We start from the raw sequence: 26346 nt of genomic DNA on the forward strand, positions 1-26346 counted from the left end.
AAGCAAAACTATATAAAATATATGTGATTTTTTACTATGCTTTTAACTTTGTATCAACCTTTAATTTTGAATTCAAATAAACTCCACATATTATTATAGCAGCGCTTATAACTTTTATTAAAGTAACGTCCTCTTTAAGTATTATAGAGGATAAAATTATTGAAAAAACAGGAACCAAATTTATAAATGACATTGTTTTACTTGGTCCAATGGCTTTAATCGAAATCTGCTGAACCAAATATCCTATGACCGACGCAAAAACAGCCATATATAAAACTGAAACCCATCCTTTCCAGGTTACATCCGGAAGATATGTCATTGGTTTTTCATATAGTACAAATGGAACTAATGCTATTAGACATACTAGAAAGCTATATGATGTTATTATTAGAGGTGAGTATTTGGGCATGACTTTTTTACTAATCACACCATATATCGCCCAGCATACTACTGCCAAGAGCATAATTATATCACCATTATTAAAGTTTATACTCTTTATTACCTCAAGCTTACCTCCTGAAATTGTTAGCATTACACCAGAAAGAGCTAGTAATATCGCACCTAACCTTTTAAATCCCAGTTTCTCCCCGATCATAAAGGAAGCTAAAAGGGATGTTATTAAAGGATTAGTTGCTCCAATCATAGCCGAATTTATTGCTGTAGTATATTTAAGAGCCGTAAAAAATAGAGCATGATATCCAAACATACCTATCATTCCCAATACAATTATAGTCTTCCAATCGGATTTTTTTAATCTCCAATTCTTATCTTCATACTTAATCATTACGGGAAAGATTATCGCTGTAGCAAATAAAAATCTAAAAAAAGCCAAGGAAAATGGAGGAAATTCCTTCACACCGATTTTACCTGCAATAAATGCCCCTGCCCAAAACCAAGTACACATAATCATCAACATATAAATTTTTTTCTCACTCTTCAACTCAATCAATCCCCCCGTCACAAAATTTCTGGATGCCAAGTCCCTCAAATTAATAAAGATGTCATAAACTATGACATCTTTATTATACTACTATATTTAATAGTTTTGCTCAAGGTAATTAAGTACGGATTAAATTACTCATTCCTTAAAATTCATTAGTTATTGGTATGAAATCATTAACTACTTCCCTCTTATTAATAATTCTCGATTCATCTTTAGCTTGCTTTGAAAAATATTCTTGACTGTTAATTATCTCTTTACCTCTTTTATCTATTCTTGAATAACTTCCATCTCTTCTTAAGCTCCTTGCCTTTACAGTATCTTTCAAGGATATATCAAGTATTTCTTTTATCAATAATCTATTATGTTTATCCTCAACGGGGAATAATAGTTCAACTCTTCTCCTTAGGTTTCTCGGCATCCAATCGGCACTGGACAAATATATTTGCTCATTTCCATCATTATAGAAGTAGAATATTCTACTATGCTCTAAAAATCTTCCAACAATACTTCTAACTTTAATGTTTTCACTTACCCCTGGTACCCCTGCTCTAAGACAGCAAATCCCACGAACAATGAGGTCTATTTGTACTCCAGCGCATGAGGCTTCATATAAAGCCTTAATAATTTTTTCATCTACTAGAGAGTTCATTTTTGCAATGATTCTTGCCTCTTTTCCCTTTCTAGCATTGTTAGCTTCTTGCTCTATTAAATCAATAAACTTACTGTCGAGTCCCGGAGCTATATCTATCTTATAAAAACCCGCATACTTTGAAAATCCCGATAGAGTGTTAAACAATGCCGATATATCTGAACCAAAAAATGGTTTGGAGGTAAACAAGCCAATATCTGTATAAAACTTCGCAGTAACATCATTATAGTTCCCCGTGCCCATATGTACGTATCTTTTAATACCATCTTCTTCTCTTCTAACTATCAGTAACAACTTGCAATGTGTCTTTAACCCTACAAGACCATAAATAACATGGCATCCTGATTTTTCTAAGTGCTTTGCCCATATAATATTATTTTTCTCATCAAATCTTGCCTTAATCTCAAGAAGTACTGTTACCTGCTTACCATTTTCAGCAGCCTCGGCCAGTGCCTTTATTATTGGTGAATCTCCACTAACCCTATAAAGAGTCTGCTTAATGGCTAGAACATTAGGATCCTTCGCAGCTTTCTGAACCAGCTCCACTACTGGATCAAAACTATGAAAAGGATGATGTAAAATTATATCATTTTCTTTAATAGCCTCGAATATATCTTCGTAGTCACTAAAGATAGGGGCCGGTTTGGGATTATGGGGTTCATATTTCAAATCAGAATACCCTTCTATGGATGCGAATTTCATCAAAAACGTTAAATCTAAGGGTCCAGAGATTTGATAAACCCCTTCTCCTGGTACTTCCATTTCTTCAATTAAAATTTTTAGCAGTTTCTTAGACAATCCTTTCTCAACCTCTAGCCTAACTACATTTCCCCACTTTCTTTTTCTCAAGGACTGTTCAATTGTTTCTAATAGATCTTCTGCTCCCTCTTCATCAACACCAAGATCTGCATTTCTTGTGATTCTATAGCATCCCATACTTATAATTTCATATCCATTAAAAAGTGTACTTATAAACATTTTTATAGCTTCTTCTAATAAAATAAAATACTTCTTACCTTCCTTTTCAGGTAACTCAATGAATCTTCCTAGAACTGCTGGAACTTGCACCGTTGCAAAAAAATTCTCCTCAGGACTTTCATTATCTCTTATAATTAATGCAATATTAAGACTTTTATTCATTACAAGTGGAAATGGTCTAGTTGGGTCAACAACCATCGGTGTCAGTACAGGATAAATATTTTTCCAGAAATAATTATCAATAAATTCTCTTTGATAATCATTCAGTTCCTTAGATTTAAGAAAAAATATATTTTGCTTCTTGAGTCCTACCAATAAAGAACGATTATAACAATTGCTCTGATTATAAACAATATTGTGTACTCTTTGTGATATCTTTTTAATCTGCTGAGATGGAGTGAGCCCTGAAGGGTCTGCCTTTGTAAAGTCTGCCCACACCTGATCCCAAAGCGAAGCTACCCTTACCATAAAGAATTCGTCCATATTAGAGCTTACTATTGAAATAAACTTTAATCTTTCCAAAAGAGGATTATCCTTATCTTGAGCTTCTTCAAGAACACGATTATTAAACTCCAGCCAGCTTAGCTCACGGTTTATATAGCATTTAGCAAAATCATTATTCATACATTATCACCCTTTATGCTTTATTAAAGCTTTCATCCCCATCACTTCTTCAAAAAATCCTGAATTTTTCATAAATGCCCATTTTTCAAGTAGAATATCTTCCTTTGTTAAAGTCTTAAAGTATATTTCATCTTTATTATGTGAAACTTCTACATCTCTTATTTTTTGAAGATGAGTAATATCTAATGCATCAGCAATCTTAAGCATAGCACTAAGCTTTGATATTGTGATCTGATCATCATAATCCATTTTATTATAGTTATCATGAAATCTCTTAGGATTTTCCTCATCATGATATCTTGCTATATTCGCTATAATATTTAGTTCTCTATTTGAAAACCCCATTATATTTTGAGCTTTGATAATATCGTATGTATATATATGATGTTTATCTAAATTAACAAATTTCCCTACATCATGTAATAATGAAGCCACCTGTAAATATAATCTATCCTTTTCTCCAAGCTTATGCATCTTTTTTAACTGGTCAAAAATAGAGGTAGATAAATATTGAATATGAGATGCATGCTTTTCATCATAATTATATTTTTCTCCTATATACTTTACCGAGCTAATTATATCGTTTAAAAAATCCTTTTTTCTTGGTGTGTCAAACCACTCATCAACCATTTCCGCCAAGATACCGTGCCTAAGAGATACCATAGGCGCAAAGATATGCTTTGCCTTTGTAATATTTAAAAACCTTCTAAAAATAATTGTAGCCGGAAGTAAGGTTTGTGCCTCTGAATAATCTAAACGAAAGGTATTCACTATCTGATCTATCGATTTTGTAGCAATATCAGAGTAAAGCTTGTCTATATCTTTCTTGTCAATTATTTTGCTTTCCCCTTTTATTTCATTATGATTACATATATTTAAAATATTCCATAAACCTCCGCCGAGCCCTATAAAGTGCTTTATCTCCATTTTCTCTATTATTGATTCAATAAGATAGGTTTTACTTTCAATAAATCCTTCCATAATAATTGGAAAATCCAGTGTCTGTCCCTCAAGATCCGCTAGCAATTCCCTAAGTCTTAATGAACCTACTTTTGTATAGGACGTAAACCTTAGATTACCATCCTTAAAGGCTGAGAACTCTACGCCTCCTGACCCTATATTGACAACGAGTACACCCTCTTCTCTCATTTTTCTAGAGTCCTTTAATTTGCTCCTAATAGCCTTAAATGTTAGAAACCTTTCTTCAGAGTTATTTATTATTTCTACCTCGAGTCCAGTTCTCATTCTAATCTGCTCAATAACATAGCTTCTATTATCTGCCTCTCTAATACCACTAGTAGATACAGCTCTGTAGTGTTTTACTCCATATTCCTTCATAACCTTTGCAAATTTTTTCAGTATTTTGCATGTTTCATGGATTGTTTCAACATTAATTTTTCCATCAGAAAATGTATCCTTACCAATATTAGTGTGACGTCTTAATTCCTCAAGTATTGTTATTTCTCCTTGCTTATTGATTTCAGCAACTACCATTCTAATATGGTATGAGCCTACATCAATAGATGAAACCGTTCTTATTTTATTTTTCATAGTCAACATACTCCTTAGTATTATTTACTATATACTTATTTTATCTGATTATTAACCTAACATACAATCTCTTCATTAAATATAAATAGATATTTAACCTAAACTTAACGAATTAAATTCCTTTTCTTTCTCGTAACTTTGTTCTATAATTTATATTTAATAAATACTTACCCAAATAGCATAAAATATATTAAGGAAATCCTAAAAAGATGAGGAGTTTTTATGATGAAAAAAATAGGAATTATAGATATCGGATCAAACTCTGTAAGGTTAGTATTGGTCAAAATTGGCCAAAAAGGGAGCTTTAAGATATTTAATGATGTTAAAGAAAGTGTTAGACTCGGAATGGGAATGGATGATAGTCTAGAATTACAACCTGACCGAATTGCTAAGGCAATAAAAACCTTAAAGATGTTTAAGAGTATGTGCGATGCCACCCTCGTAGATGAAATTATTGCTGTAGCAACTGCCGCTGTAAGGAAGGCTAAAAATAGCAACTATTTTCTTGAAAGAGTTAAAGAGGAAGCCGGAATAGATATTAGGGTTCTTTCAGGTAAAGAAGAAGCCTTCTTTGCATATTGGGGTGTTATAAATAGTATCGATATTGATAAAGGACTTATTATGGATATTGGAGGAGGAAGCACAGAACTTATTTTAGTAGAGAATAGGAAAATATCCAATAGTATTAGTCTTCCCTTTGGTTCAATTAATTTAACTCAAGATTTTAAGCTTAGCAACAATGTTAAAGAAAGCAATATTAAGGCTTTAGAAGATTTTTTAGCTGCTAATTATAGTAAAATTCCTTGGCTTTCTAAAACAAAAGGTTATCCTCTAATCGGTGTAGGTGGGACAATAAGAAACATGGGAAACATTGTTCGTAAATCAAGTAGCTATCCCCTTGAAATTACTCACAATTTTAGAATGAAAAAAGGTGATTTGCATAAAGTATATAAACTTGCAAAAGAAAAGAATCTTGAGGAAAGAAAAAAAATAAAAGGACTTTCAAAGGATCGAGCTGATATTTTTGTTGGGGTTTCGGGCGCCGTATGGAGTCTATTTGAGCATTGCCAGCTAAAAAATCTTATTGTCAGTGGAAGTGGTATTCGTGAGGGATTAATATATGATTATATCCACAATAATGTTGAACCCGTAGGAAATGTTTTAGACTTTTCAATAAATAGTCTGATGAGTAAATATGAGCTTGATATAGAACATGCAAACCATATCTATAGCCTAAGTAGATCCCTCTATAAGCAAATACTAGGAGAGGAAAGTTTCTCAGTTGATACACATAAATTGCTTAAAACTGCTGCCCTACTCCATGACTCTGGAATAAATATTAGATTTTATAATCATACTCAGCATTCCTTCTATATGATTTTAAATGCAGGAATAAACGGTTTAACCCATAAGGAGTTGCTTATGAGTGCCTTTGTTGCGGCCCTACACAGAAATAAAAAGTTTAAGATTAATTGGCTTAAGTATAAGAATATCATTACTAAGGACGATATGGTAACTATAAGGATGCTTGGTCTCTTATTAATAATTGCAGAAAGCTTAGATATTTGTCTTGATGGAAAAGTAACAGATGTAGAGTGCTATGTAAATACCGATGAAGTAAAGATAACGGTTCTTTCAGATAAAAGTACCGAGGTTGAAATCAACCATGCTTTAAATGCCACTGAGCAATTCAAAAAGGTTTATGGTAAAAAATTAATTATCGAATAACAATACAGGCTCAGAGGTACTAAACATCTGCCTTTTGATTAGATAAATTACCTCAATAATAAAAACTCGGGACATAGATGTTCCGAGTTTTTGAACTCAAAGACTAAATACAAATACTTATTTAAATGGAACAACCGTTTTTTCTTCAAATTTCCTTCCTTTAGCTCTCAAATAATCCTTAAGCTTTTCCTTAGAAGTATTCATTATAAGTTCCTCAGGCATTTCAACTAATTTGAAGACCTCTATTGTTTTTTCAAAATTACCTACATCAAAGGAAATATGGGCATCACTACCTGCCACAACAAATACTCCATGCTCCTTCGCCTTTCTTGCAATCATTATACAGTTTTCTCTACTGCCACTCCGGCCTGGATTCGTGAAAGTACTATTGTTTATTTCAATTATCTTATTTTCTTTTTTAGCAGTTAGAACAAAGGCATCGATATCAATTGGAAATCTTGGATTCCCTGGGTGTGCAACTATATCTACATACTGGTTCTCCATTACCTTTAAAAAGGCTCTAGTATTCTCTTCCCTTGTTCCTGGGTCGATACATACATCATGCAGACTAGCAAGAACTATATCTAGCCTCTTTAAAAATCTTTCAGGTATGTCAATGTTTCCATCAAAATCTACAATGTTTGCTTCAACACCTCTTAAAATTTCTACGCCATCTATTTCTCTAGGAATCACTCTTTGATTCCCTATATGAAAAATATGTGGGCCACCAGGCATAGCCGGACCATGATCCGTAAAAGCTACAAGCTCTAACTCCTTTTTTTTGGCCACATCTATATAATCATGGATAGTACTATAGGCGTGTCCACTTGCGATAGTATGCGTATGTGTATCCAAAATTAACTTCATCTGTTTGATTCTCCTTCTATATCTGTATAAGTTAATATCCTCTATCTAAATCTATTAGATTAATAAGAGCTTCTCCATTTATATATCTTCTCATATTTTCATATATATTCTTAAATCTTCTCTCATTGCGCATCTCAGAAACCCATGAATTATGAGGAGTAATATAAACCTTATCTATACTCCAAAGCGGATTATCCTTTGGTAATGGTTCCTCATCAAATACATCTAAAGCAACTCCTAAAAATTTACCTTCTTTAAGGGCTGTAATCAGATCATCTTCATTAATAATATTCCCTCTTGATACATTAATTAATACTGATGCATCCTTCATTTTATCTATTTTTTCTTTATTTAAGAGATTATGGGTCATCTTAGTATATGGAATAGTACACACTACTATATCACAAATAGACAATAGTTCATCGATTTCTTCCATAGCAAAGCATTTATCAAAATACTCTACGCTGCTTCCTTTTGTATTAAGTCCATAGATATTTGCACCAAAACCTTGAAGCCTTTTCGCACCTTCTTTAGCTATAGATCCCGTTCCTATAAATCCTACATTTTTACCATAAATCTCGAGTACATCCGTAGATAGCTTCCATTCTTTTTCTCTCTGCTTATTATAAAAATACTTACTATTTTTATAAATTTCTAATATTTTTAGAACTATCCATTCCCCCATAGGTATGCTATATCCGCCTTTATTATTGGTAAGAAAAATTCCTTTTTCCTTTATATAGCTGTACGGAGCCTGATCACTACCTATACTAGATAACTGAATCCATCTCAAATTATTTAATTTGCTAATATCAAGGCTGTTAAAGGGGGTATAACAAACTAAAACCTCTATATCTTCAATTTCATCGCAGTTAGATACTTCTTTTTCTGGTATATGAATGACTTCATATCCTAAATCACTAACTGCCTTCATTTTTTCCTCTCCATAATGATATGTAAATAGAACTTTCATAATTATCTCTCCTCATAAAAGTACTAATAAAAACTCAGTGGCATCAAATTCCTTCGTTTTGCTCAGATTTCTCTTTGAAAAATGACCCCAATTAAAATAAAAGTTACTGCTAAGCAGTAACTTTATTCAAATATTTCCTTTTCATAATCATCTATACTGTCACTTAGAACATCTGCTAATCCCACGAACTCACAACCAACCATAAATCCACTATTGATTTTTTGATTTCTTACAATCCTAAGAACACTATAGAACATCTTTTCTTCATCTATTGTAATCTTAGCATTGAAATAGTATCCTATAGGTAGTTCAATGTCACTAATTAAGCCGATACCTGTTTTAGAAACGTTTATTAGTGTAACCTTATCATTAATATCATCAAAGGTTTTGTCACCCGATTGATACAAAGATTCTATTTCTAAATTAATATTCACCGGCAGTCTTTTACTTTTTCTTTTGTCCTCCATAGAAATTCCTCCCAATAATATTTTATACTCTATTATAACATATGAAATATATTCAATACTGTATTTAACCCAGATTAATCATGAAAAATTCAAATTTACTTGCACACTTTCAAACTTTTCATGAATGATCAGGGTTTAATAATAATTTTGCAATTAAATATGTCATTTAAACAGACTATATCATAAACTATAGTATAGAAGAAGAAACCTTTAGAAATCACCAGTAGGGATGCTAGGTCCCAACTATTTATATAAGTTATTATTGGTGATTATTTCTTTATGTATTTAGAAGAGAGGTCATATAATGCCAGGTTGCTCAAAGGGATTTTTTAATATACTCAAATCCGAAACATTCCTCAATTTAATAAATGCAGATAAAATCAAGATTGTTGAGCTAAATTCTGCTATTGCCTTACTTATAAAGTGCAATATTGATTTCGATGTAATCTTTACTGCGGGAACTAATAGAGAATTTCCTCAGGCTATTCTTGTAGTATATCTCAATCCTAATACCAACATCGACTTTAGATTTCAATTCGAAAATTGTCCATAGTCTATTTACTTGTTTTAAGGTATTTCAAGTGTTAATATTACTTGTCTAAGAAACCTAAATGATTTTAGGTCTATAGCTTAGATTTACATCTAAATATGTACCATCAGTTATCTGAGTAACATCGTCTTTCTCTATATCTAAAATATAAACATTGAAGTGATCTAGGTTGTTGGCACTATAGTATATTTTCCTTTCATCTATTTTCCAAACATAATCGCTAATAGTTTTATTTCCTATTTCTTTTGTTAAATTTATTATTACTCTCTTCTTAATATCGTACAAGTATATATTGTCAATTAAATCTTTCCTTCCTATATATGTTATATAATTGCTATTTGGAGAATATCTTACTTTTCTCAAGGTCTCCAATTCCTCGGTTGTTTTGATAAATTCTCTTTCATTTGTATTAGTGTTAATAATACATAGGCTATGCTTTCCAAACTCCTCATCTATTATGTAGGTTATTTGTTTGTCATTTGAGTGCCAGTCATAATCTTTAATCTTGCCAAAGCTGGTAAGCTGTTGTAGGCTTAGCCCATTATTATCCATAATATAAAGGCGTTTTTCACCTAAAGAAGATCTTGTAAATGCTATTTTCTCTCCATTATGGGAGCATCTAGGCTTATAATTTTTTGCTAAATCTTCACCATATGTCAGCCTTTCACAGCTTAATCTCCTTACGTCTACAGCGTATATATCTTTCTCTCCATCGGTTATACCCGCAAAATATATTTGATCACCATTATTGTTCCAACAATAACTTGTAATGCTTTCAAATATCATTGGATTTGTAATTCTAATGGGGGTATCACTATTGATATTTAGTGTGTACAACATATATCTACCCTCTTTATTGGATAGGAATGCTATATCTTGCCCACTAGGTGACCAGGTAGGTGATACCACCTTTAATAAGTGCTCTTTAGTCAGTTTTTTATAATATCTTCCGTTATCATAGCAAATGCTTATATCACTATCCCTAGAATCATTGTACACACAAAGACATATTGCATATGTAGGTATATATTTAATCTCAAATATAAAAAAAGGGGTGATAAGAATTTTTCTTGCATTTATCCTATTACTAACAATGTCCTGAGTAAATATGCTTGTTTTAAATCTTTCATGCTTTACTAATAATTCAGTTTCTGTTCCTTCAATAAGTGATGGTACATCTATGTAAACACTTTCAGTGGACTCACTTTGTATGACATGCATACTTTGCTCTAGATTATCAGCAACATACATCACTCTCTTACTTAGCTCTATTTCTAATAATATTTGACAACCAGATATATTCTCGCCTTCAAAGGATTTCCCCTTCACTGTTTCAACCGATCTTAGTGAAGTAACTTTCGGCGTTACAATTATAGAGATTACTTCATCAACGTCGGGTAAACAAGCGGGAATATCAATTGTTTGCTTTAAATCAGATTGTGAGAAATATTTCATTACCTTAGGTATATCTTCAGATATACCATTCTTTTTGACCGAAGATTTCTTATGCTTCACCCTATCCACTCCTTAAAAGTTCTAATATTGAATCCGGGTTGAAGGATACAAAATATATATTTGAGGAAATTGCATAATTTAAAAAAGTTTATAATTTCCTATGTTTTATAAAATATCTATTCAACGAAAAAAAAAATATTATGGATTTTTATGTACATAACCATAATATTTAAACATATGCTAGATATTTTGCATATTTTGTTTTGAGAATAATAAAATATTATCAAAGAATAATAATTTTCAAAGCTATTTTATAAGTCATTAAGGAGGTTTACATATGTCTAGTACCGTAAAAGGTCTTATAGAATACTTAGGTGTATCAAATAACCTGCCTAAAGCTCCATCATCCTTCAAACACCTCAATTTACAGAACACATTAACGTTATCAAATGCAGATCCAGATATTAATGAAATACTTAAGGTAACAGCAGATACAGATGTTATAGAAACCAAGATCATTACAACACCAAAAGCAACCTCATTCGATGGTAAAATTTTAACCGGTTGGGAAGTAATAGTAGAGAATCAGCTTGAATTAAAAATAGAGTATAGTACCGGACTTGTAAATCAGCCAATTCACATAGTCTGTTTCAGTATTCCCTATAGTACTTTCATAATACTTCCAAATTATTTTAAGCCCTCACACTCTGTTAAGGTCTCAGGTTATATAGAAAACATACATACCAGACACCTTAACAAAAGAGAGATTTTTCAAAATACAGTTATATTTTTAGATGCTTTTATCTATGGATTTAATAGAATTAAATTTGATCTGTAAACCACCCTTTTTAACTGGCTTATTTTCTAGTTAACATTCAGTATGATATCTAGGTTATATAGCACAAGTTAAAAATCCTCTATCGTAAAAGAATACACTGATGTATACTTTGACCTGGTAAAACTTTTATACATTGGACTGCATCTTTCAAGTCATGCCCTGCATATGCTAGTATACTGTAATACCCAGGAGGTAAATCCTCTATTGAAAAGTTTCCATTCTCATCAGATTTAGTTTTATATACCGCAATTTCATTTATAGTGCCAAAGTATAACAACACCTTTACATTCGGAAGTATTTTATTGCTTTCCTCTATATAGGTAACCCCTGTTATCTTTCCACAATAGTCTCTAACATTGAATTCAGTTTTAACATTAAAATTTTGTGTATTAAATTGCATAGGAGTCGCATTGACATTCTGTGCCTGATCAATATCTTGAATATTACGTTGGCTGCTTACTTGCTCTTGAGTTCCATTCTTTACATCTGTATCCGATAAACCTTTAGTGTTTTCGCTTATTCCTTCTAATTTATCTTCCATTTCCATAGTTTCACCTCCTAGATGTATCCCTTAATTACTTTTTAACTTCTCTTCAAAAGATCTTTAACTATCTATATAATTAATTTAAAAATTTATATTTCGGTCTTTTATTTAATTTAAATAGTGGGGAAATCCCCACTATTTAAATCAGGAAGATTAGTATCTACCTTTGTCAACCTTGAAGTTTTTTGCTTTTGCATCTGCATCAGCATCTGCTTTGTTTCTATTTCTATTTCTATTTTTGTTTTCTGCTTCAGCTTCAGCTTCGTTTTCTGCTTCAGCTTTTTGACCTTGATATTGTCTAACTACATTGTGATTATGTTGATTGTTATACTGTATCTGCTTGTGATATTCTTTTTCAATTTCAATTTCTTTGTCTACGTCTATTTCCTTTTCTACTTCAAAGTCAAAGTTTCTGTTCCTTGCTTTTGCATCTGCGTCAGCATATGCTTTAGCTTTGTTTCTATTTCTTAGTCTTGCGTCAAGGTCAGCCTTAAGTCTTGCTCTTAAATCAGCCTCTATTTTTGCTTTTAGTTCATTTTCAAGCTCAACCTTTAATTCTTTCTTAAGTCTTCCGTAATCAAAATTTGTCATTTCTTCATCCCTCCAATTTTTTTTTTCGGCTAGTACCTATCCCCTAGCCTCGATACATAGTATTAGTGGACAGTACATAATGTTACTTTTTTGTACAAATTTCTTGAAAAAATTTCTTTGTACTAAATTTCTATGGTTTTATATTCGTACAAGTTACTTTCGGTAATTTTACACACTTTTCCGTATATTTTCATAAAATATTTTAGAAGCTAAAATAGGTTTGGAGGTATTTTTATGAAGGATTATATAAGGAAATTATGTAGAAAAATGGATATTAGTGTCATATATACAAGCAATAAGCAAACTACAAATTAAGAGGTTAGTTAAGGATAACTTTTTTGGAGGGGGAAAGTGAAATAGATCCCAATGAACCTATTAATGTCTCTAGTGTTGATGTAGTAGTTTTAGATATTATAGTCAATTATATTTAAAAAGAAGTAAATCAATGGTTTGGAAGTTTAAAAAAAGATTTAGCATCTTTAAAACCCAATGAAGAAAAGGAGATGTGCTTAGATCTAGAAAAAGAAAACAGAGCAGCTGCACATGGTTTTGTTAAGTTTCCTAATAATAAACCTGTGTGAGATACTGTAGTTAAATTGTTTAGAAAATAAAAGAGATATATGCAAATTGCCACCTGTTATATATACTTTTGCAGATGAATGTGGTCAGTTCTTATTCGGCGTTCCGTCAGGGGAGGACTTTTTTATAAAGGTATTCTACTATAAGCCCGAGAATGAAGATCGATACGATGATTGATATCGACATCTTCTAATCAATACAAAAATTTCTATATAATTTATGTCTTCAGATCGCTTAATACTATATGTATTACATAGATTGCGTAAAGTATTAAAACTTGAAGATCTATCAAGGCCAATGGAACTTTTCACCCTTGATAGATCTTCAAGTTAATAATCATTGATCTACTTCTTCATCATCAAATTTATTTTCTACTTCTTCTGAGTCAAGATAAAAGCCTTCAGGTTCTATGATTATCTCCCTGTTTTTAATATCTTGTATCCACACCTTGATTACATACTTTTGATTAGGCTGAAGGGGTCCAAATAGAAAGTGTCCCCACTCATCGGTAAAGGTATGGGTTATTGGCTCTAACTCATAGGGATCTATGCATTTTTCTTTAAATAGTTTAACCACCGCATCCTTTACGACCTCATTTTTATAATTTTTAACAACACCTTGAATTACACTTCGTGGTTCATGAGGAACCTTTAAGACAACATCAAGTTGTTCATTTTTTTCTGGAGTAAATCCAAAGCTTACCAATCTATAGCCCAAAATAATATCCCCCTTTAGTTTTGTACTATATTATATGTTCCCCTTATTTCATTATTCCAATAATAATTTACATATGAGCTGCTTTTCATGAAAAAAGTACTTCTAAATTGAAAATATGAAAATAAAATTGTACAAGAAGTATATTATAGTATACAGAGGTGATATAAATGGGAATTGTTAGAAATCACATAAATATCGAGGGAATAACACGGGAAAAAGATTTATTAAAAAACGAAAACGGCCATACAATTATATATTCTGAAGCAAAGACTCTTTTTCTACCTGAGGATAAACCAGAAATAAAGAGTATATACGAGATTCTGATAAGTATAGATATAAAGTCACATAGATCCATAAATACACCTGTAGGCAAAATAGTAATTTTAGATGGAGTTAAAAAATATAAAATTATATATACGGAAAATAGCAAAGTAGAAAAAATATCAATTCTCAATCTTGATACGACCTTTAATACTTTCACAGAATTACCTCAAGGTTTAGAAGATATATGGAATTTAAAGATCCATGTAATTGACGCATATTTCAGTGTGATTAATCCCAAGAAGATCTATGGACACTTTCTATATTTGCTAGATGTTAATTATAACGTTAATTATAAAGAAGTGCCTTCAGAAACCCCTCCTTTAAATACATATGACGGAATACAGATTAAGTCAAAACCACTTAAAAACATGTATGAAGAACTTTCTATATCTGAAGATATAGAAAAACATAGGCACAGTAACCCCCTAATAGATCTAGATGAAGAAATTCTATGAGGTGATATTTATGAAATTATGCTATGACGGTATAGGACTTAGCCATTTTAAAAATACAGGTTTATGTTCATATACCTTTGAACTGCTAAATAGGCTTACCAATCTTTATCCACAGGCAGAATATAGATTGGTATCTAATAGTTATGTTGACGCAAGTCCCTTAAAAATAGAACATTTAGATTTTGATGAAATCAATCTAAATAGAAAAGAAAATAATTATGAAATGCTTGAAAGCTATCTTATTAAAAATAACATAACAATCTATCATTCTCCTAATAATGGTTTTAGCCTACCCAAAAGAAAGGTTTGCAAATATGTATTGACATTACATAACTTATTACCCCTAAGCAATCCTGAACTCGTCGATAAAAAATATTATAAAAAATTTAGAAATGTAGTACCTATCTCATTAGAAAAAGCTGATAAAGTAATAGCCGTATCAAAATTTATCAAAGATGAACTAATTACCTATCTAGATATTCCAAGTGATAAAATTTCCGTAATTTATCCAACAATTTCAAAAATGTTTCGACCCATAGATAAAGAAAAATGTTCTTCTGTATTAGCAAATAGATATGGGATTGATGGAGATTTCTTACTTTTTGCAGGAAGTGCCCACGAAAGAAAGCATTTAGATATTATACTAACGGCTTTTAAAGATATATTAGAAATACACAAGGATCTGAAGTTAATAATTGCGGGTAATAATCGTGGAAAGAAGAACTTATACTATTTAAAGCTAAAGGATATGGCTAAGGATCTAAATATTAGCCATAATATTCGATTTATTGGCTCTATCGACTATGCTTATATGCCCTATCTTTACAACAATGCTCTTTCTACGATAACCATTTCAGATTATGAAGGGTTTCCTACATCATCTTTGGAATCGCTTTCTTGTGGAACTCCAGTAATTTGCTGCGATACCTCCTCTTTTAAAGAGGTCCTAGAAGATTCAGCAATTTATGTAGATTATGAGGATATAGAGGACTTTAAAAATACTTTATTAGAAACAATAGAGAAGAAAAAATCTGGTTTATTAGAAAGTACCTCACTTATGTCAAAGTATCAGACTAATAATTCCATAAAGCAGCTAGTAAGAATATATGAGTCTATTATATAAAAAAAGCTGCCTATGATTCTTTGGTAGCTGTTAAGTATGAAAAATCCTACTCTATTCAAGTAGGATCTTTTCATGTTTTTACTATAGTAATTTTCAAGTAAGTATTCTTATTATCTTCCATATCCTTCAACAGCCTGTTTCAGCCGTTTTTGACCTTTCTCAGATAAACCTAAATCCTTTATCTCATTGGAGAGCATTTTTAATGTACCATATCCCTTTATATATCCATTCACATGGGCTGCAGCAGTTGAGTTTATAAAATCATTAAACTTTCTATACATGGCTCCAAAGTCATCCATAAGCTGCCGTACTAATTGTAGGTAATATTTTTGATGATAACTTTCTGCTAGATAGAATTTTTCATAGGGCACTATTTCAGTATATATTTTTGATTCCTTTCTTTTTTCTTCTCTAGCCATAGTTTCATAGGCAATTTCTTTCTGTTTTTCATTGTGGCAAAAAATTGCTGACATGTACTGCCTAGATGGAGATTTATATTCAGGAGCATGGCTATTCCAAAATATATTGAGAATTTCTTCATAGGAAATAATATTAGGGTCATAATCAATTTGTATAGTTTCAGTATGATTTCCTAAATCGTAGTATGTTGGATTATCTTTGATTCCTCCAGCATAGCCAACTCTCGTCCTAATAACTCCCTTTGTAAGCCCAAACTGGGCGTCTGGTCCCCAAAATCATCCCATGGCAAAAGTTGCTGTTTCAAGTTCTTTTGATTTTCTCAAATCTATACTAGGTATTTTTTTCATAATATCTTCTCCTTTAAACAAATATCAAATAATTGTATATAGAGGGTTCCAAGTAAATTATAGTTTTGACTGGAATCTCTATATTATTTTTACCCATATTTTATTTATCTAAATCCAAGATATCTTGTAAATTATTGTATAGATAGTTAGATGAGTTCTTCATAAAAATAGCGATAAATACTATGAGGTCTTGAGTTTGGAGCATAAAAAAACTCAAAAATTCTTTTACCATGAATCTTTGAGCTTTTTACTTAAATTATTTTTTTGTCACAAGGAATGTTGGTAATGTATAGCAATCATGAAGCCCAGATATAATGGCATTCTTTCCTACCCTTGAGTAGAGTCCATATAGTTTTTCATTATACATGTACATCCCAGTAATGTTGTTGAATTTACTTACCTTTAGTTCACCTTCATGAAATTCTACTAAATCACTTTGAGAAGGAGTATAGTATTCCTGTATAAGATAGTCATTTCCATGACATTCTTTTAGTCTCTTCTTCCATTCCTCACTACTAAAGTCTCGTCCAGCATAAACTCCTCTAGATGCATAAAGGTCCATCGGTTTAAGTATATACTTGTCTTTATCAGTGATTAATTCATTATAATCGAAGCCTTCACCATCAAATTTAGCTGTATATGGTATATGGTCCTTAATGAACTTTACTTCTTCTTCCGTTAGAAAATTTGTAGTATAGCTGTCATGTAAAATCTTAAATATTATCTTGTTGTGGATAATTTGTGACTTGATTGGCCCAATTATACAAACCTTACCTTCAATTGCAGCCTTAATAAGGTCAGGTATTTCATCGGCCCTTTCCATTAAATCTCTTGTTACAAGTCTTCTATAGACAAAATCTATCTTCATGTCATCAGAATACAGCTCTCCATCTTGATATTTCAAATCTCTGGCATCAACAATCTCAGCATTATATCCATTTCTCTTAAATGCTTCCTTAAAAATCTCAAATTCATTAGGGCTTCCCTTGTCATTAAAATCAACAATAGCCACATTAGGTTTCTCTATTGACGAATTGAATTCTCTAAAAATACTAACAGATTCTTTTACCCAGGTATCAAAAAGCTCAAAGGATTTTATATCATACTTATTTTCCATTTCCTTAAAGGCCACAGTATCAGACAATATTCTTGATAACTCTCTATCTTCATTCATAGCTGATGATCCATCAGCATTCAATTCACAGAACTTAAAACTTCCATCTTCTTTGTAGAATATATCTATTCTTGCCATAGGGACCTTTGCATTATACCCATGTTCAGTTAAAATTAGATCCTCTAAAAGCTTTGAAAAACCAAACTTTTCTCTAAAGCTTTGATCTTCTATATATCTATCTATAACCTTTCTAAGAATTGTCATTAAAGTAGATGTAAGTTTTTTGAACCTATCTAGATCTTCTTCCGTATAAAACTTTGGCATATATAGGAATGGAACTGGCTTTCCTTTATACATGGCAGTTGAGTTTTTTACACTTTCTTTTGTTTTAAGATAGTCATCATAACATGATTTCTCTTTATTTTTAACGATGTTAATATATTCACTATCTAAATCGATTCGATTCAAATGGTCTCACTCCAATCATAGTAGAGTTAGCATTAAATGTTATTTTCTATGTTATTTAAAATGCTTCCTTCTAAAGCTTTATTTTTTCCTAAGTGTAGATTTTCTTTGATTAACTTCGATGGGGTCATCTCTATGTCTATAAGTTCTTTAAGGGGAAGTAGAAACTTCTCTTCTTCTTCACTAAGCCCTTTTTCTGCAAGACTTATAATCTCCTTACAGACATTCATAATATCTTTATTCACTACTTGAAAGTCATCTTCGGATTCGATTATATCTCTTTTGATATTGCTAGCCTCATCGTTAGTAATATGATTAAATTTCTTATATAATGATTCAAGATTTTCCTCATTATATAACAAACCTTTCCAAAGAGCTACTCCGGCAATGTTTAATGGATATGGAACTGAATCCGCCATTCTTACTTCAATAAATTTTTTCGTTCTTACATCGGGAAAATACATAGTAAGTACATGCTCTAACTCCTCTTTAGTGTATTCATCTGGATAATATATATCCTTAAAAGGTCTATCTGCAGTAAATTCAAATTCGCCATTCCTTTGGATGATTATTGGTGGAGCATTTAGAACGTATTCAGCATAGTCCTCATAACCAAAAACTCTGTCTAAGGATTTAGGCACGATCTTACATCTATCATCATCACAGTTATTCCAGATATTAACTCTTAGAGTATTTTTATTCCACACTTCACCTTCAAAGAAAGGAGCATTATCGAAAATGTATGATATATATGGAGATAATGCGTTAGCAACACGGAATTTTTTCATGTAATCCTCTTCACAGCAATAATCTATGGTTATCTGTAAGGAAGCTGTCCCCTTCATCATATTGTGGGCATATTTCCCTCTTTTAGTAAAGTACTCAGACATGTATTTGTATCTTCCTTTAGGTATAAATGGTATTTGAGATATTTTACTTTCAGGTTGATATCCGAGGGACACTATATATTGATTTCTATCGTTTAGAATAGGAATGATATCCCTTAAAAAACTAAGATACTGGTTTTCTATTTCATTGATATCTACACATGGTCTTGTGCTAAGCTCTACCTGTGCTCCAGGTTCAAGGGTTATATTATTCCCATCTTTACTTAAAGCCATTAAATGATTTTCCTCATATTTCTCCTTCCAACCTTTTTTCGTGAGTTCCTTAAGCAATGACTCAATTCCATTTTCACCATAAAAGGATATTGTTTCTAGGGTATCTGCATTTACAACAAAATGTTCAAACTCTGCGCCAATTTTAAATTCATTCTTAGCAGTCTCACTCTCTTTAAAGTAATTTATGATTCTTTCTTTCTGATAATTTATATCATTATCAATAGTCAATTTTATACCTCCCAAAGGATTTCAAATATCTATATAGTTTTACCGCAACATTTATAGCATAAAATCAGGTAAATTTTTAACAATTTTTTTGCCATCTATATATATACCACTAAAATCACTTTTCAAACATTTAATTTTATTTATATCTAATATCTAGTTCCTGATTCTTTCTTTCTATTCTTAACACTTCTACATCGTACCTGTTAAGCTTCTCTCTAATTTTATCCGTGATTGTAAACTCGTTTCCAAAGTGCATAGGCACAAGGACCTTTGGTTTAATAGTTTTTGTAAAGTACTCTGCCGCAATATGATAATGCTCTCCAAGTCTTGGATCAACAGGAATAAAGGCAATGTCTATACTTTCATTCGCTAGCTTTGCTACTTCATTTTTAAAATCTTCTTCTTCTCTCCTTTGTGCTTCCTTCGAATCATTCTTCCAATGCCACCAATTCAAATCACCAGCATGGAAAATCTTCATATTATCTACTGTTATTAAGAATGAAACTCCGCTGTCGGTTGAACCAAAACTCTGGATTTTTAGATCATCAATATTTAGACTTTGATACACATCCATAGTATAATAGTTTGATTTTTTATCATTCATTTCTATATCACTACCTAAAAAGTACTTGATATTAGAATTTTTCCTCTCCCATTCAAAAACATCCCTAGAATAGTGATCGGAATGACTATGACTAATAAAAACATATACTTTATCATCTTCCGTAAATATCTTTGAAATATCCTTATCTAAGCAGTCGAACACTAGAACACTATTTTCTGTTCTTACTAAAAAACCACTATGAAAAATATGAATTATCTTCATCTAAATTCCCTCCAATTTTCTCTTCTGATAGTATTTTTTTGTATAAAAGGCTTTAAAATAGGTTATTCATGTTTCTGATTTTTATGAATAATCCTATTTCCATATATGTTGCTTTTTTTTGATATATATTTTAATTATTATATAACTATGTCAATTTTCCTTTTTTTTAACCCAGATTATTCATGAAAAGTTTGAAAGAGTGTAAATAATTTTGAATTTTTTATGAATAATCTGGGTTTAATTCTTATATTTATTATTTTGATCTAATATAGTAAAAATTCAAGGCATTGAAAAAAAGAAGTACCACTTTAAATGGCACTTCTTTTCTATTAGTAACAAACAAAAGATTCAATATTTCTTAGATCGGTTCCAAAGTAAACCCATCTGTGTCCATTCCACCTATAACCTGCAACCGATGTACGGCCTACAAATGTAAGATAGGACCAAAATTGTCGGCGATTTTTTAACCAAAGGTAGGTAAATTTGTATCTACATCGTCTTATGGCTCCTGGATCAACTGCTGCAAGTGCTGGACCCTGTTCTGGAGTAAAAGAAGGTGGTCTTCCCGGTGGCTCATCATCACCTACAAACCCTCCTCCTGGTCCACCTCCTGGACGACCTGTAGGAGGTCTAAGAAATTGTCCAGGCTGAAAAAATGGAGGTCCTCCAAATGGTGGCCTAGGAACTCTATATAACATTCTCACATCACCTCATCAAAATTTAAAGACTGTAGTACATAATATTCCCATATTAAGCGATGTGTGAATATTAATTGCTTTTTCTGTGAATTACTAGATTTTGAACTTCTCTATAAATTCCTGTTGCTTTCTTATAATGTCAGCCAGTTCATCTGCCGATGCCGCTATCTCTTCTAAGGCTGCCGTCTGCTCTTCTGTGGAAGCTGATACTTCTTCTGTTCCAGCTGCATTTTCTTCAATTATGCTTGCAATACTATTTATGTTTTCACTGACTACCTGTGAGTTCTCACTTACGTTTTCACAAACATATGTTACTTCCTTTATATTTTCAGTAACATTTTCTACTGATCTCAATATATCATTAAATGCATCTGATGTTTGATTAACGACATTTTCTTGTTCATCAACTATTTCTTCAGTGTTTTTCATTTCTTCAACAACATTGCTAACACCTATCTGGATTTCCTTTATAAGTTCACTGATATTTTCTGTAGCTGTACCTGATTCCTCTGCTAATTTCCTTACCTCTTCAGCAACAACTGCAAATCCCTTACCTTGTTCGCCAGCTCTAGCTGCTTCAATTGCTGCATTTAATGCCAGTAAATTTGTTTGTTCTGCAATATTTCTAATCAACTCTACTATTTGACCAATTTGTCCCGATTTCTCGGATAACGAAATAATTTCGTTACTCACATTCTTTGTTGCTCTTTTGTTTTCAAGCATTTTACCTTTTTGATATTCCAATATGCTAACACCCTTATCCACGGTTTCTTGGGCATTGATTGTTAGATTCTTTGAATCGTTTATATTATCCAGTATTTTACCTATCTCAGAAATCAAGTCATTAACCATCTTGCTACCTTCTTGACTTGATTGAGCCTGTTCAGTAGCTCCCTTTGCCATCTCTGATACGGTTACAGCTACTTGCTCAGATACCTTACTTGCTTCATCTGTAGAATCCTTCATTTCCTCAGAAGTTGATGCTACAGTTAAGCCAATATTCTTCATTTCATTTATCAACTCTCTCATACTATCGATCATATTGTTAAAGTTAGAAGCAAGTATTCCTATTTCATCATTACTTTTTACATCGACTTTTACAGTAAGATTTCCTGAAGCAACTTCATTGGTAATCTGGGTCATTTTCTTTACGGGCTTAGTGATTCTCGTAACGATTAAAAGTAGTATTATACCTATTAAAGCTACTATTGCTACTCCAATTGTTATTACTATTTTTCCTAGGGTCGATATGCTCTTAGTTACTTCGTTATTATATGTTGTCATGGCTATTGACCATCCCGTTGACTTCATCGGTCCATATGCCGCAATTTTCTTCTTCCCATCGAACTCATAATATGATACATCAGACTTACCCTCAACCATATTTCTAGTAAGTTCTATTTGAGAGTCACTTCCTGTCTCTAGAGCATTATATTCAAGAATTAATTCCTTTTTAGGGTGTGCTATAACTATACCTTCTTGATTAATCATATAACCATAGCCTGTCTCTCCAAATTTCTCAGCATTCACAATGTCTGTTACCTTAGACAGTGCTACTGTTCCTCCAATTAGGCCTACAACTTGTCCACTATCATTTTTAATTGGTGATGCAATAACAATAATTGGTACTCCAGTAGATTTGGATATTACAGGTTCAGATACAACTGATTCACCTTTCATAACCTTAGCAAAATAGTCCCTATCCTTAATATTTCCAGCCTTACCTTTATTGTTTTTGTATTTTCCGTCTCTTCCTGCCATAATAAGGGCCTGAAAATCTTTAAATTCATTACCATTACTAGATGCAAATTTTTTCAAACCCTCATAATCTTTCTCTTTGACTATATCCATACCAGAAAGTAAGTGAATCATATTTTTCCATTCATTAACTTTATCATCAGCTATTGTTATAAGTTTTTCATTTTTATTTCTCGCTATTTCTTCTACATCGTTAATAATTATTTCCTTAGCTTTTAGATATACAATTCCAGATAATAGACATATCCCTAAGAAAGTCATAATCAGAACAGGTATCATTATTTTGTATTTTAAACTTTTCATGTTTCTTACCTCCTAATAATAAGCAAATATATTTTTGAAATAGTTATTGTATAAATTACAGTGTTTATATTGATTTTCCAAGAATCAGTGTAATCTTTTTCAAAATTTGTCACACTAAGAATAGTTTTTAAACTAACTGCTATTTCATATGACTTCTTATAATCTCATCTCTATACAAATCTTTATGTAATTTTGCTACTATTTTCTTCTCTCACTCCTCCTTTCCTTCTCATTATCAAATAAATGCCTCTATATATCATAGAGACAATTTTTTATTTGCATATTAAATAATCATAATTTGTTATAATATTAACATACATGATATACTAATTCGTCATTTTCTGTCATTTTCCTCCTATTTTCTTAATTTTTTCTTAATACCAACATGACTAAAAAGCTTTTTAATCAAACTTAGATATAATCAACTTCAATGTTTAATAAATTTCAAAGAAAAAGTGTTGAAGCATTCATTGAGATCATTTCTCGAAGAGAAATCTGACCAAAAACTCAAGAACTCGATGTTCTTGAGTTTTTCTATGTTTTCTCTAAAGTTTATTTTAAATATTAATGTCGTTTATCTATAAATGAGTAGTCACTGAGAATTCTTCATATCCTCTTTGACTACTCACCCTTATTATCTATATATTAAGTTACTTATTTTCATTCCAAAGTTCTTCAGCAGTCTCAGCCCATTTTTTTGATACAGCTTGGCATTTGCAAGTAAGTTCACTGGCCGACTCCTTATCTACTGGCTGTGTCGAATATGCACATGATCTTTCCACCATTTCCTTTAATTTATCTGGATTATCGAGTAAAGGACAAGGCCTTAAATGGTTACTATTAAAGGGCTGCCCATCTTTATATTCCATAAACAGTGGAGATTTCAGGGCTTCCAACAACGTCACTTCATTTATATTTGCACTTGAATAGTGGATAAAAGCACATGGTTCGACATCTCCATTGGCATTTATATGGCAATATATTCTACCTCCTGCTATACAGCCATCAACATATTCACCATCATTCCAAAAATCTAGTATGAAGGCAGGTTTGTCTTTTCTCATTTCCCGAACTCTATTGTACATATATTTACGCTGCTGAGGAGTAACTAATAATTCTAAAGCCGCATCCTTCCCAATAGGTATATAGGTAAAGTACCATCCAAACATGCATCCTTTTTCAATTAAGAAATCTACATACTTATCTGAGCCTACAATCTCAGTGTTCTTACTATGGTAACAGGTTGAAAATCCAAAAACAACCCCCTCTTTTCTTAAGAGGTCCATGGATTTCATTACTTTCTTATAGGTACCCTTTCCCCGCCTCATATCAGTGTCCTCTTCAAACCCTTCTATGCTTATAGCAAGGGCAAAATTACCTACCCGAGCCAACTCCTTAGCAAAGTCCTCATCAACTAATGTTGCATTGGTAAAGGCCAGAAACATACAATCATTATGTTCATCGGCTATCTTTATTAAGTCATCTTTGCGAACCAGGGGTTCACCACCTGAAAATATATACATATATATACCAAGCTCTTTTCCTTCTTTAATGATTTTTTTGATAGTTTCATTATCTAAAGAGTCGAACTTGTTATATTCTGCTGCCCAACATCCTGTACATTTTAAGTTACAAGCCGATGTCGGATCCAGCAATATTGCCCAAGGTACATTACAGTCATGCTTTTTCTTTTTCTTATCCCTAATAGGTAAGCCCATAATGGCTGAATTAACAAAAAAATTGATTAATGATTTTTTTCTAGCATTGGGGTTTAACTCTTCAAAGTATCTTTCTATAAGTGTATGCCAATTACTTTCTGGATCATCACAGATGTCTCTAAAGAGCTTAATATTATTTTTATGGTATTCCTTCTTAGCCAGTTTATCAGCCCAATTTAACAACTTAGGCAAGTTCTTCATTGGCTCTTTTTCTACGTATTTTAATCCTTCCTTTAAGACCACTGAGCTAATCAACCCTTTAGCAGTTTTCATAGTCTTGCCCCCTCAAATTAGTATACTATCTAAAATTTATTCGAATATGTTAATACTTATGTCAGAAAATATAATAAAAGAGGCTCACACCATTAAGTATGTTATTTAGAAACAAAAGAATAGCCATGATAGGCTTTATCCTATCATGGCTATTTTTTGTATCCTTTATTTTTCAATTTCTATTTATGGCTTTTAGCTAAATACACTCTAAGTACATTTGGTATCTCCAATTCCCTTGTTCCTAATCCATATCCTATCTTATCTATAGTAAATTCCATTTTATCCACAAAGGACTCCACGTTTGATGCTAATATCGCTGCACCAGTTGGGGTAGTCATTTCAAAATTTACTCTTCCTGCTTTGATTGGTATACCTTTTAATATCTCTACCGTCGCTGGAGCAGGAACCGGCATCAATCCATGGGCACATTTTACGAATCCTCCACCAACCTCAATATGTGATGCCATGATTTTATCAGGTTTTAAATAATCTATACAAATAGCAGCTCCGACAATATCTACAATAGAGTCAATTGCTCCAACCTCATGGAAATGCACTTCGTAGAGATCCTTTCCATGAACCTTTGCTTCTGCCTTTGCAACTTCTTTAAACATATCTATACTCATTCTTTTCACATTCTTATTTAACTCACTATTATTAATAATGCTTTCAATATCTCCAAGATTTCTATGTACATGGTCATGATTATGTGAGGGTTCATGATGATGGTGTTCATGGCTGTGGTGATTATCATGGTGATGATTGTGATCATGACTATGCTCTTTCTTAAACTTTAATATAACGTCTACCTTGGTACCGTGAATCCCGTTTTTAATTCTTTTTTCTATTTTTATCTCATACTCTGATTCTAATTTTAGCTTTGCAAGTTCATTCAATAAATACTCATTATCTACACCTAAGTCTATCATAGCACCTAAGTTCATATCTCCACTAATCCCTGCAAAACAATCATAATATAGTATCTTCATATCCTATCACTCCCCAAAATTAATCAATAACTCTCCACTGCATTTCAGAAAAATCCTTAACTGATCCAAGGACTTCATCAACTTCCTTCAAAGCTTCACTTCATCTTCCGTCTCATATACTACTATTAAT

22 protein-coding genes and 1 pseudogene are annotated in these 26346 nt (G+C 31.9%); 5 read left to right on the forward strand and 18 right to left on the reverse strand.

Translation table 11 applies throughout. The annotated features are described in order from the left end of the window. Nucleotides 1-34: 34 nt before the first annotated feature. The 3 genes from R9X47_RS05930 to R9X47_RS05940 form a co-directional block, all read right to left on the reverse strand. Complete coding sequence (locus R9X47_RS05930; RefSeq protein WP_432665812.1) at nucleotides 35-940, reverse strand: DMT family transporter; 906 nt, start codon at nucleotides 938-940, stop codon at nucleotides 35-37. A gap of 145 nt (nucleotides 941-1085) precedes the next feature. Beyond that, nucleotides 1086-3194: an RNA degradosome polyphosphate kinase gene (locus R9X47_RS05935; RefSeq protein ID WP_432665813.1), complete on the reverse strand. Its 2109-nt coding sequence runs from the start codon at nucleotides 3192-3194 to the stop codon at nucleotides 1086-1088. Nucleotides 3195-3200: 6 nt separating this feature from the next. Continuing rightward, the gene (locus R9X47_RS05940) at nucleotides 3201-4745 is read right to left on the reverse strand and encodes an HD domain-containing protein (RefSeq protein ID WP_432665814.1); all 1545 of its coding nucleotides are present in this window, start codon (nucleotides 4743-4745) and stop codon (nucleotides 3201-3203) included. 222 nt (nucleotides 4746-4967) lie between these two features. On the opposite strand from R9X47_RS05940, the gene ppx reads away from it, so the two are divergent. Continuing rightward, nucleotides 4968-6473: an exopolyphosphatase gene (gene ppx / locus R9X47_RS05945; protein ID WP_432665815.1), complete on the forward strand. Its 1506-nt coding sequence runs from the start codon at nucleotides 4968-4970 to the stop codon at nucleotides 6471-6473. A gap of 117 nt (nucleotides 6474-6590) precedes the next feature. Here ppx and R9X47_RS05950 read toward each other — a convergent pair whose 3' ends face one another. The 3 genes from R9X47_RS05950 to R9X47_RS05960 all read right to left on the reverse strand — a co-directional run bounded on the left by R9X47_RS05950 (nucleotide 6591) and on the right by R9X47_RS05960 (nucleotide 8780). Beyond that, on the reverse strand, nucleotides 6591-7340 hold the full coding sequence (locus R9X47_RS05950) for a phosphatase (protein ID WP_432665816.1): 750 nt from the start codon (nucleotides 7338-7340) through the stop codon (nucleotides 6591-6593). Between the two features lie 31 nt (nucleotides 7341-7371). Then, nucleotides 7372-8313, reverse strand: coding sequence for a phosphoglycerate dehydrogenase (locus R9X47_RS05955; protein ID WP_432665817.1), 942 nt, complete (start codon nucleotides 8311-8313; stop codon nucleotides 7372-7374). Nucleotides 8314-8435: 122 nt separating this feature from the next. Further along, the gene (locus tag R9X47_RS05960; protein ID WP_432665818.1) at nucleotides 8436-8780 is read right to left on the reverse strand and encodes a PilZ domain-containing protein; all 345 of its coding nucleotides are present in this window, start codon (nucleotides 8778-8780) and stop codon (nucleotides 8436-8438) included. Between the two features lie 304 nt (nucleotides 8781-9084). Here R9X47_RS05960 and R9X47_RS05965 point away from each other — a divergent pair, with 304 nt between their 5' ends. After that, on the forward strand, nucleotides 9085-9333 hold the full coding sequence (locus tag R9X47_RS05965; RefSeq protein ID WP_432665820.1) for a hypothetical protein: 249 nt from the start codon (nucleotides 9085-9087) through the stop codon (nucleotides 9331-9333). Nucleotides 9334-9387: 54 nt separating this feature from the next. Here the strand turns inward: R9X47_RS05965 and R9X47_RS05970 are convergent, their stop codons facing one another. Further along, the gene (locus R9X47_RS05970; RefSeq protein WP_432665821.1) at nucleotides 9388-10845 is read right to left on the reverse strand and encodes a TolB family protein; all 1458 of its coding nucleotides are present in this window, start codon (nucleotides 10843-10845) and stop codon (nucleotides 9388-9390) included. A 277-nt stretch (nucleotides 10846-11122) separates the two neighbouring features. Between R9X47_RS05970 and R9X47_RS05975 the strand changes: the two genes are divergently transcribed. Then, complete coding sequence (locus tag R9X47_RS05975) at nucleotides 11123-11623, forward strand: DUF3794 domain-containing protein (RefSeq protein ID WP_432665822.1); 501 nt, start codon at nucleotides 11123-11125, stop codon at nucleotides 11621-11623. Between the two features lie 79 nt (nucleotides 11624-11702). On the opposite strand, the gene R9X47_RS05980 is transcribed toward R9X47_RS05975, so the two are convergent. The 3 genes from R9X47_RS05980 to R9X47_RS05990 form a co-directional block, all read right to left on the reverse strand. Next, nucleotides 11703-12170: a carboxypeptidase-like regulatory domain-containing protein gene (locus R9X47_RS05980; RefSeq protein ID WP_432665824.1), complete on the reverse strand. Its 468-nt coding sequence runs from the start codon at nucleotides 12168-12170 to the stop codon at nucleotides 11703-11705. Between the two features lie 150 nt (nucleotides 12171-12320). Further along, nucleotides 12321-12758 carry a hypothetical protein gene (locus R9X47_RS05985; RefSeq protein ID WP_432665825.1) on the reverse strand — a complete coding sequence of 146 codons (438 nt, stop codon included), beginning with the start codon at nucleotides 12756-12758 and terminating at the stop codon, nucleotides 12321-12323. Between the two features lie 915 nt (nucleotides 12759-13673). Next, on the reverse strand, nucleotides 13674-14054 hold the full coding sequence (locus tag R9X47_RS05990) for a carboxypeptidase regulatory-like domain-containing protein (RefSeq protein ID WP_432665826.1): 381 nt from the start codon (nucleotides 14052-14054) through the stop codon (nucleotides 13674-13676). Nucleotides 14055-14221: 167 nt separating this feature from the next. On the opposite strand from R9X47_RS05990, the gene R9X47_RS05995 reads away from it, so the two are divergent. Both R9X47_RS05995 and R9X47_RS06000 read left to right on the forward strand, forming a co-directional pair. After that, the gene (locus R9X47_RS05995; RefSeq protein ID WP_432665827.1) at nucleotides 14222-14833 is read left to right on the forward strand and encodes a hypothetical protein; all 612 of its coding nucleotides are present in this window, start codon (nucleotides 14222-14224) and stop codon (nucleotides 14831-14833) included. A 10-nt stretch (nucleotides 14834-14843) separates the two neighbouring features. Beyond that, the gene (locus R9X47_RS06000; RefSeq protein ID WP_432665828.1) at nucleotides 14844-15956 is read left to right on the forward strand and encodes a glycosyltransferase family 4 protein; all 1113 of its coding nucleotides are present in this window, start codon (nucleotides 14844-14846) and stop codon (nucleotides 15954-15956) included. Between the two features lie 110 nt (nucleotides 15957-16066). Here the strand turns inward: R9X47_RS06000 and R9X47_RS06005 are convergent, their stop codons facing one another. From R9X47_RS06005 to larC, 8 genes and pseudogenes are all read right to left on the reverse strand, one after another. Further along, the gene (locus R9X47_RS06005) at nucleotides 16067-16609 is read right to left on the reverse strand and encodes a peptide-methionine (S)-S-oxide reductase MsrA (RefSeq protein ID WP_432667589.1); all 543 of its coding nucleotides are present in this window, start codon (nucleotides 16607-16609) and stop codon (nucleotides 16067-16069) included. Nucleotides 16610-16979: 370 nt separating this feature from the next. After that, nucleotides 16980-18305, reverse strand: coding sequence for a glutathionylspermidine synthase family protein (locus tag R9X47_RS06010; RefSeq protein ID WP_432665829.1), 1326 nt, complete (start codon nucleotides 18303-18305; stop codon nucleotides 16980-16982). Nucleotides 18306-18337: 32 nt separating this feature from the next. After that, on the reverse strand, nucleotides 18338-19651 hold the full coding sequence (locus R9X47_RS06015) for a glutamate--cysteine ligase (protein ID WP_432665830.1): 1314 nt from the start codon (nucleotides 19649-19651) through the stop codon (nucleotides 18338-18340). A 136-nt stretch (nucleotides 19652-19787) separates the two neighbouring features. Further along, nucleotides 19788-20477 (reverse strand): MBL fold metallo-hydrolase, encoded by a 690-nt coding sequence (locus R9X47_RS06020; protein ID WP_432665831.1) that lies wholly within the window; start codon nucleotides 20475-20477, stop codon nucleotides 19788-19790. Between the two features lie 329 nt (nucleotides 20478-20806). Beyond that, nucleotides 20807-21175: a hypothetical protein gene (locus tag R9X47_RS06025; RefSeq protein ID WP_432665832.1), complete on the reverse strand. Its 369-nt coding sequence runs from the start codon at nucleotides 21173-21175 to the stop codon at nucleotides 20807-20809. 93 nt (nucleotides 21176-21268) lie between these two features. Then, nucleotides 21269-23236 (reverse strand): methyl-accepting chemotaxis protein, encoded by a 1968-nt coding sequence (locus tag R9X47_RS06030; protein ID WP_432665833.1) that lies wholly within the window; start codon nucleotides 23234-23236, stop codon nucleotides 21269-21271. Between the two features lie 650 nt (nucleotides 23237-23886). Next, the gene (locus tag R9X47_RS06035; RefSeq protein ID WP_432665834.1) at nucleotides 23887-25227 is read right to left on the reverse strand and encodes a radical SAM protein; all 1341 of its coding nucleotides are present in this window, start codon (nucleotides 25225-25227) and stop codon (nucleotides 23887-23889) included. A gap of 191 nt (nucleotides 25228-25418) precedes the next feature. Next, nucleotides 25419-26216: pseudogene (gene larC / locus R9X47_RS06040) on the reverse strand (nickel pincer cofactor biosynthesis protein LarC); the annotation flags it as partial. Nucleotides 26217-26346 lie beyond the last annotated feature (130 nt).

The sequence above is a fragment of the Wukongibacter baidiensis genome (genome assembly GCF_050888315.1).
GTDB lineage: Bacteria > Bacillota > Clostridia > Peptostreptococcales > Caminicellaceae > Wukongibacter > Wukongibacter baidiensis.